Origin of the sequence: Paenibacillus sp. N3.4, assembly GCF_008017805.1 — a bacterium.
GTDB lineage: Bacteria > Bacillota > Bacilli > Paenibacillales > NBRC-103111 > Paenibacillus_E.
In genome coordinates, this window is sequence record NZ_VRTT01000024.1 from 87,309 (window position 1) to 93,527 (window position 6,219).

Here is a 6,219-nt window from a genome sequence, read left to right on the forward strand (position 1 = left end):
CTCATGGGATTTCAAACTGAATTCAATTCTGTCTGCAAGTTCAAGTCCGAGCAGGAGCTTTACGAGCTTCTGGAGTATGGCCGCGGGAAAATGGTGAAAAACGGCTTCCGCGTGTTCCCTACAGGACAAAAGGTCATTGCTTATACACCTGATAACCAAGCTATCGCTATTGTCAAAATTCTCGTGTCCATAGCTGAAATTAATTTTCAGGGAGAAGAAGTGACCCAAGTAGAGATGGAGCTTGTTCGCAGGTTGACCGAAGAAGAAGCACGTATCCAGACATCACTAGCCTTTGAAATGTTTTTTGGCGAGCAGGCTTAACAGGGAAGAAGGAAGACATCGTCTCATGGGACGGTGTCTTTTTGCGTAGATAAGAAAGTGTTGGACCATGAGGGTACTATAGGAAATTAGTACTTATAGGAACAAACTCGGGAAGTTACAATGAACTAGGACAGAAGCTGAGCTTTTCGAGGAGTGGAATTGAATGAATCAAATAGAAAAAGAGAATCGGAGAATAGTTGTTTATTGGCTTTTTAATATCATTTTGGGTATACCTACACCGTATATTTTCATATATTTGATTTTTGGCTTCTACGGGTTTATGTCACCGCCAACGGAGCACGAACGATTTACAGCCCTTGGGGCACTTGTGGTCTATATCTTGGTTTGGTTCATAGGGAACTACCGATGTTTGCGAAGTGAAGATAGAGGGACGAAGTTTGGCATGCTGGCGCTCAGTCCGCTGCCTTTGGCAGTTTCTGCTTTTATTAGTTTTAAGATTATTGCTATGTTTTCATCCTATATGGGTGTGTGAGTGGAATGTGTATGTGTGGCCGATTCGGAGGGCACCCTATGAAGGGAATTTTTACACACTTCTTACGGAGGTCACACTTGTATGATTATTCGTCTCGGGTATGTGGCCATGTCCATGACGGTTCAGAACGCTTCGCCGTCCAGAACGATGACCGCCACTACGTTCAACAAACTGATGGATCGGGAAGCAGCCATCCGGAAACTGGAGCGTCTCGGTGCTGAGAATATTCACAATACCCTTCGCCTTCTCCGGCATAACCGTGCACATGACATCATGGTGTTTCGAATCTCTTCCAAACTGATTCCGCTTATCGGGCATGAGATGTTGGAGGAATGGGATCCCATTCCCACCCTGGCTGCTGAGTTTGAAGAGCTTGGCCATTATGCCAAGCAGCACGGGATGAGAGTGAGCTTTCATCCGGATCACTTTACGGTACTGAGCACGCCGAAAGAGGACGTACTTCGCAAGTCCATCCAGGACTTGGATCGACACGATGCCATGCTGAATGCAATGGGTTTAGGCAAAGAAGCCATGTGCAACATTCATGTTGGCGGCTCTTACGGAGATAAAGAGAAAGCTAGCAAACGGTTCATTCATAATTTCAGGGAGCTTCGACCCGAAATTCAACAGCGCATAACGCTCGAAAATGATGACAAAACGTTCAATGCCTTAGATACATTGGAGATTGCCGAAGAAGTAGGAGTCCCTATGGTGCTGGACATTCACCACCATGCCGTTAACAACAATGGGGAAGATGCCAGAGAGTTGTGGCCGCGAATCAGACAGACATGGCTTCGCCATGAGGACGGGGAGAGCGGGCCTGAAGAAACACATCTCCCTCCGAAAATTCACGTGTCCAGCCCCAGAAGCGACACCGACCCAAGAAGCCACGCGGACTATGTGGAAATAGGGCCTCTGCTATCTTTCCTCCGCGTCATTGCGCCAACGACTCCAAGTCTCGATATCATGATTGAGGCCAAGAAGAAGGATGACGCTTTGTTTCGTCTCATGGAAGATTTCAAGGAGCAAGAGGGCGTTTCAGTTCTCAATCAGGCTTCGATTCAACTATAGCCATTTACATTTAATCCTTGAAATGTTTGGCAAAATGGGGTACTTTGAAGAATGGGAATACACAACGTACAATCCATTGTTGAGAGGGGATTTTTTCCTGCCATGAGTCAACTGCTAAACGGAAAAAATATACTTGTCATGGGTGTTGCCAACGATCGCAGCATCGCATGGGCCATTGCTCAGTCCTTAGCTGCTCAAGGGGCAAGCCTTGTTTTTACTTATGAAAATGAGCGTGTAGAGGAACGTGTCCGCAAGCTTGCTGATACAATCCCCGGTTCTAAACTTTTGCCTTGCAATGTGACTGTAGATACGGAGATCGAAACGCTTGCTGCTACATTAAAAGAACAATTTGGCGTACTGCATGGTTTGGTGCATAGTATTGCCTTCGCGAAAACGGAAGAACTGGACGGGCTATTCGTAGACACATCGCGTGATGGCTTCGCTTTAGCGCATGATATTAGCGCGTACTCGCTTGTTGCTGTAGCTAAACGCGTGTATCCGTTGATGACGGAAGGTGGCAGCATCATGACGATGACATACCTGGGTGCTGAGCGCGCAATGAAGAATTACAACGTCATGGGCGTTGCTAAAGCAGCACTTGAAGCTAGTGTTCGTTATTTAGCGGCTGATCTTGGCCAATTCGGAATTCGTGTTAATGGCATCTCGGCTGGCCCGATTCGTACCTTGGCTGCCAAAGGCATCAAGGATTTCAACTCTATTCTTCGCCAAGTCGAAGAAAAAGCACCGCTTCGCAAAACGACGGATACAGCAGAAGTGGGCGACACGGCGATGTTCTTAATGAGCCATTTGTCCCGCGGTATTACAGGCGAAGTTATTTATGTAGATGGCGGCTATCATATTGTAGGTATTTAATCATTGGAAACCATATATTTACAGAAATGATTATGATCCGTATTACCTGAGAGGTAATACGGATTTTTTGTGTTTTTGGTCCTGTTTACTAGTTAACCCATACAAAACGTTGTTTAACATTCAAAAAAATGTAAAAACATACGAATATTTTGGGTTGAAACGCACTAGTATTTAAAGCGTATAATTGATTATACTGAAACTAATTACCAATGTAATAAATGAAAAAGAAAGAGTTGATATAAATGGTTAACGGTGCAACAGAACCTTTTGTAGTGGGAAGTAAAAGTTTTACGGCAGTAGCTATTAATACGGCGGCTAAGGCAGGGCAATGGATTAAGACCAAAATGGGCGATATTAATCGTGTAGATACGAAGTACTCTACCCACGATTTAGTTACGGAAGTGGATAAAGGCTCAGAGAAGCTGATTCGCAATTTGATTATGACGCACTTTCCGAACCATTCGATTCTGGGAGAGGAAGGCGTAGAGCCGGGACCTGAGGCTTCGGCCAAAGCGCTGCAAGCGATGAGCGATGAAGAGTATCTTTGGATCGTAGATCCGATTGATGGTACGACGAATTTTGTTCACGGATTTCCGTTTTTCTCGGTTTCTATTGCTCTAGCGCATAAAGGAGAAGTCATTGTCGGTGTGGTGTATGACCCAACACGCGATGAACTGTTCGTGGCTGAGAAGGGAAAGGGAGCTTACATGCATGGCAAGGTAACAGCCGTGTGCCTGGATGACAAGTTAGCGGACAGCTTAGTTGCAACCGGGCTTCCCGCAGATCGTATCGGTGCCCTGCCTATTAACCTTCGAGGTATCCAGGAACTGGCTCCTAAGGTACGCAATCTGCGAGTGGCGGGCTCAGCTGCCCTGCATCTCGCTTATGTCGCAGCAGGTCGCCTCAGCGGCTTTTGGGAAATTGGTTTAAATGCGTGGGATATTGCTGCGGGTGCGTTATTAATTCAAGAATCAGGCGGCCATGTCACGGATACAGAAGGCAAACCTTATCATTTAGCGGTGCGTAACATACTGGCGACGAACGGACATATCCATGAAGAACTAAAGTGTGAATTGGTGTTGGCTAAGGCCACGGGATTCGAGGCATAGAAAAGTAAATAGGGTCACTATCGTGACTCTTTTTACTTTTGAAAAGCGAACCTGACGATCTCATAGCAATAGCTTCTAAAAAGCTCATCGCATGTAAGAATATTCCACAGTGGTTTGAATGCATTATCGTATGGTGCAAACGCTCATAATGCACTATAATATGAATTATATGATTTATTTAAACGTTTCAATTAACTGGAAACGCATAATAGCGTAAACGGGAATGGATGGAGAGTTTCTATGATGGCGCATACACAATCTCAATCGGTATCAGGGCCAGAAATTGTCACTTTTGGAGAAACGATGGCTCTGCTTATGCCATCCGGCGGCAAGGGTTTGGAGTACTCCTCTGAGCTTCATAGTTTGTTTGGTGGTGCGGAAAGCAATGTAGCCATCGGCATATCGCGGCTTGGGGGCCGTGTGGGCTGGTTCGGACGTTTGGGCAAAGACCCGTTAGGCCGTATGATTTTCAAAAAAATTCGTGGTGAGGGTGTCGATGTTTCTCGTGCTGAACTGACAGCGGAAGCTCCAACGGGGCTTATGATGCGCGAAGTGCTTATGGGCAAGACGTCGGTCTATTATTACCGTAAACATTCAGCGGCGAGCCGGATGAGTGTGCAACATCTGGATGAGGCTTATATCGCACAAGCAAAAATCTTGCATATCACAGGTATTACCCCCGCATTAAGCGATTCTTGCAAAGAGGCTGCTTTTGAAGCGGTTAGGCTGGCACGTAAGCATGGGGTTAAGATCAGCTTTGATCCTAATTTGCGTTTGAAGCTTTGGAGCATGGACGAGGCGCGTCCGGTACTGCTTGAGCTTGCTAAGCTATGTGATATTTTCTTGCCCGGATTAGATGAATTGAAGCTGCTGTTCCAAACGGAAGACTGGGATACCATCGTTAGCAAGCTGCGGGAATTATCAGCGATATCCATCGTCAAAGGCGGAGAAAACGAGACCTATGTGGTAACTGCCGATTCAATTACAGCTGTTCCTTATTTCAAAGCTGAGCATGTGGTGGATACAGTTGGAGCAGGCGATGGTTTTTGCGCGGGCTTTCTGGTTGGCTTGTTAAAAGAATACGATTATCCGGAAGCGGTTCGAATCGGTAATCTGGTGGGTTCCTTGATCGTGCAAACAGAAGGCGATTGGGAAGGGGCTCCAACGTGGGAACAAGTTGAAGCGGTCCTTCATGACGTTAAACATATAGAACGTTAAATGGTTAAAATAGAGAGGGTAGATTCCAATGAAAAAAATTAAACTTATTCAGCAAATATCAAAAGAAGGCGTTGTAGCGGTTCTTCGTGGAGAAACGCCGGAAGAAGTCGTTGAAATGGCGGAGCAAGCCATTGCCGGGGGCATTAAGGTCATTGAAGTCACGATGACTGTGCCATTCGCGCTGCGTGCAATCGAGGAGCTAGCGAAGCGCTACTCCAGCACCACGCAGGATGCGGCCAAGTATGCGATTATTGGGGTGGGCACAGCCCTCGATCCCGAGACGGCGCGTGCCGCTATTCTGAGTGGGGCCGAGTTTGTCGTAGGCCCCTCATTGAATCCGAATACGGTTGCTCTCTGCAACCGTTATCGCGTCCCTGTCATGCCGGGCTGCATGACGATTCAAGAGATTCAGACGGCGCTCGAGCTCGGCGTCGATATCGTGAAGCTGTTCCCAGGCAATCTCTACTCGCCTGCGATGATTAAGGCCATTAAAGGTCCGTTGCCACAGGCGAACATAATGCCAACCGGCGGAGTTTCGCTGAGCAACCTCGGCGAATGGATTGCAGCCGCGCCGTAGCCGTCGGCATCGGTTCCGATTTGACCAGCGAAGCGGTCAAAACAGGCGATTACAGCCTTGTTGCCAAGAAGGCTGCTCAATATATAGAGGCCTACCAAGCGGCCAAGAAGTAGGATATAGGTAAGCTCCGTCGTAATGTTGACGGAGCTTATTTTTTGAGAGAATTTGTATGTTTGGTTTATTTGAATTTTTGTTAAACATGTGGTTCAAACCTACTTAAGCAGAAGTTTGGCGATGAACGTCAACATTGGGATGCGTTTGTAAAAAAATCATAAGGAGCATATAGGCCAAATGGTGTAAAAGGAAGTACGAAAATTGAAGCGCTCCATGGAACGGGTTTACAAGCTTAGTCTGTGATGGATATCCTGATATAGGAAGAGTTCCACAAGGAATGGCTTCCGCAAACGTATGTCTAGAAAGATAACACTGTTTTTCAGTGTTCCAGCAGTCAGTCCAAGCAGCAACTCCACTATAATGCAGAATACCGTGCTTACAGATAGACAAGTCGATCAAAAGTGACATATTTGGAACTGGAACACTGTTTTTCAGTGTTCCAG

7 protein-coding genes and 1 pseudogene are annotated in these 6,219 nt (G+C 46.5%); 7 read left to right on the forward strand and 1 reads right to left on the reverse strand.

Annotated elements, in window-relative coordinates; genetic code table 11:
• The first annotated feature begins 3 nt into the window (after positions 1–3).
• From FU659_RS14560 to FU659_RS14590, 7 genes and pseudogenes are all read left to right on the forward strand, one after another.
• Entirely contained in the window at positions 4–321 is a 318-nt protein-coding gene (locus FU659_RS14560) for a hypothetical protein (protein WP_147948247.1), read from the forward strand.
• 163 nt (positions 322–484) lie between these two features.
• Complete coding sequence (locus FU659_RS14565) at positions 485–814, forward strand: hypothetical protein (RefSeq protein ID WP_147948248.1); 330 nt, start codon at positions 485–487, stop codon at positions 812–814.
• Positions 815–895: 81 nt separating this feature from the next.
• Complete coding sequence (gene uvsE, locus FU659_RS14570) at positions 896–1,885, forward strand: UV DNA damage repair endonuclease UvsE (RefSeq protein ID WP_147948249.1); 990 nt, start codon at positions 896–898, stop codon at positions 1,883–1,885.
• Between the two features lie 102 nt (positions 1,886–1,987).
• On the forward strand, positions 1,988–2,758 hold the full coding sequence (gene fabI / locus FU659_RS14575) for an enoyl-ACP reductase FabI (protein ID WP_147948250.1): 771 nt from the start codon (positions 1,988–1,990) through the stop codon (positions 2,756–2,758).
• 242 nt (positions 2,759–3,000) lie between these two features.
• Positions 3,001–3,867 carry an inositol monophosphatase family protein gene (locus FU659_RS14580; RefSeq protein WP_147948251.1) on the forward strand — a complete coding sequence of 289 codons (867 nt, stop codon included), beginning with the start codon at positions 3,001–3,003 and terminating at the stop codon, positions 3,865–3,867.
• Positions 3,868–4,110: 243 nt separating this feature from the next.
• A complete protein-coding gene (locus FU659_RS14585; protein WP_397355751.1) occupies positions 4,111–5,085 on the forward strand; it encodes a sugar kinase in 975 nt (324 codons plus the stop codon).
• 28 nt (positions 5,086–5,113) lie between these two features.
• Positions 5,114–5,775 (forward strand): annotated as a pseudogene (locus FU659_RS14590) (bifunctional 2-keto-4-hydroxyglutarate aldolase/2-keto-3-deoxy-6-phosphogluconate aldolase).
• 103 nt (positions 5,776–5,878) lie between these two features.
• Here FU659_RS14590 and FU659_RS36385 read toward each other — a convergent pair.
• The coding region (locus tag FU659_RS36385) for a hypothetical protein (RefSeq protein ID WP_222708555.1) at positions 5,879–6,219 on the reverse strand (341 nt) is incomplete at its 5' end.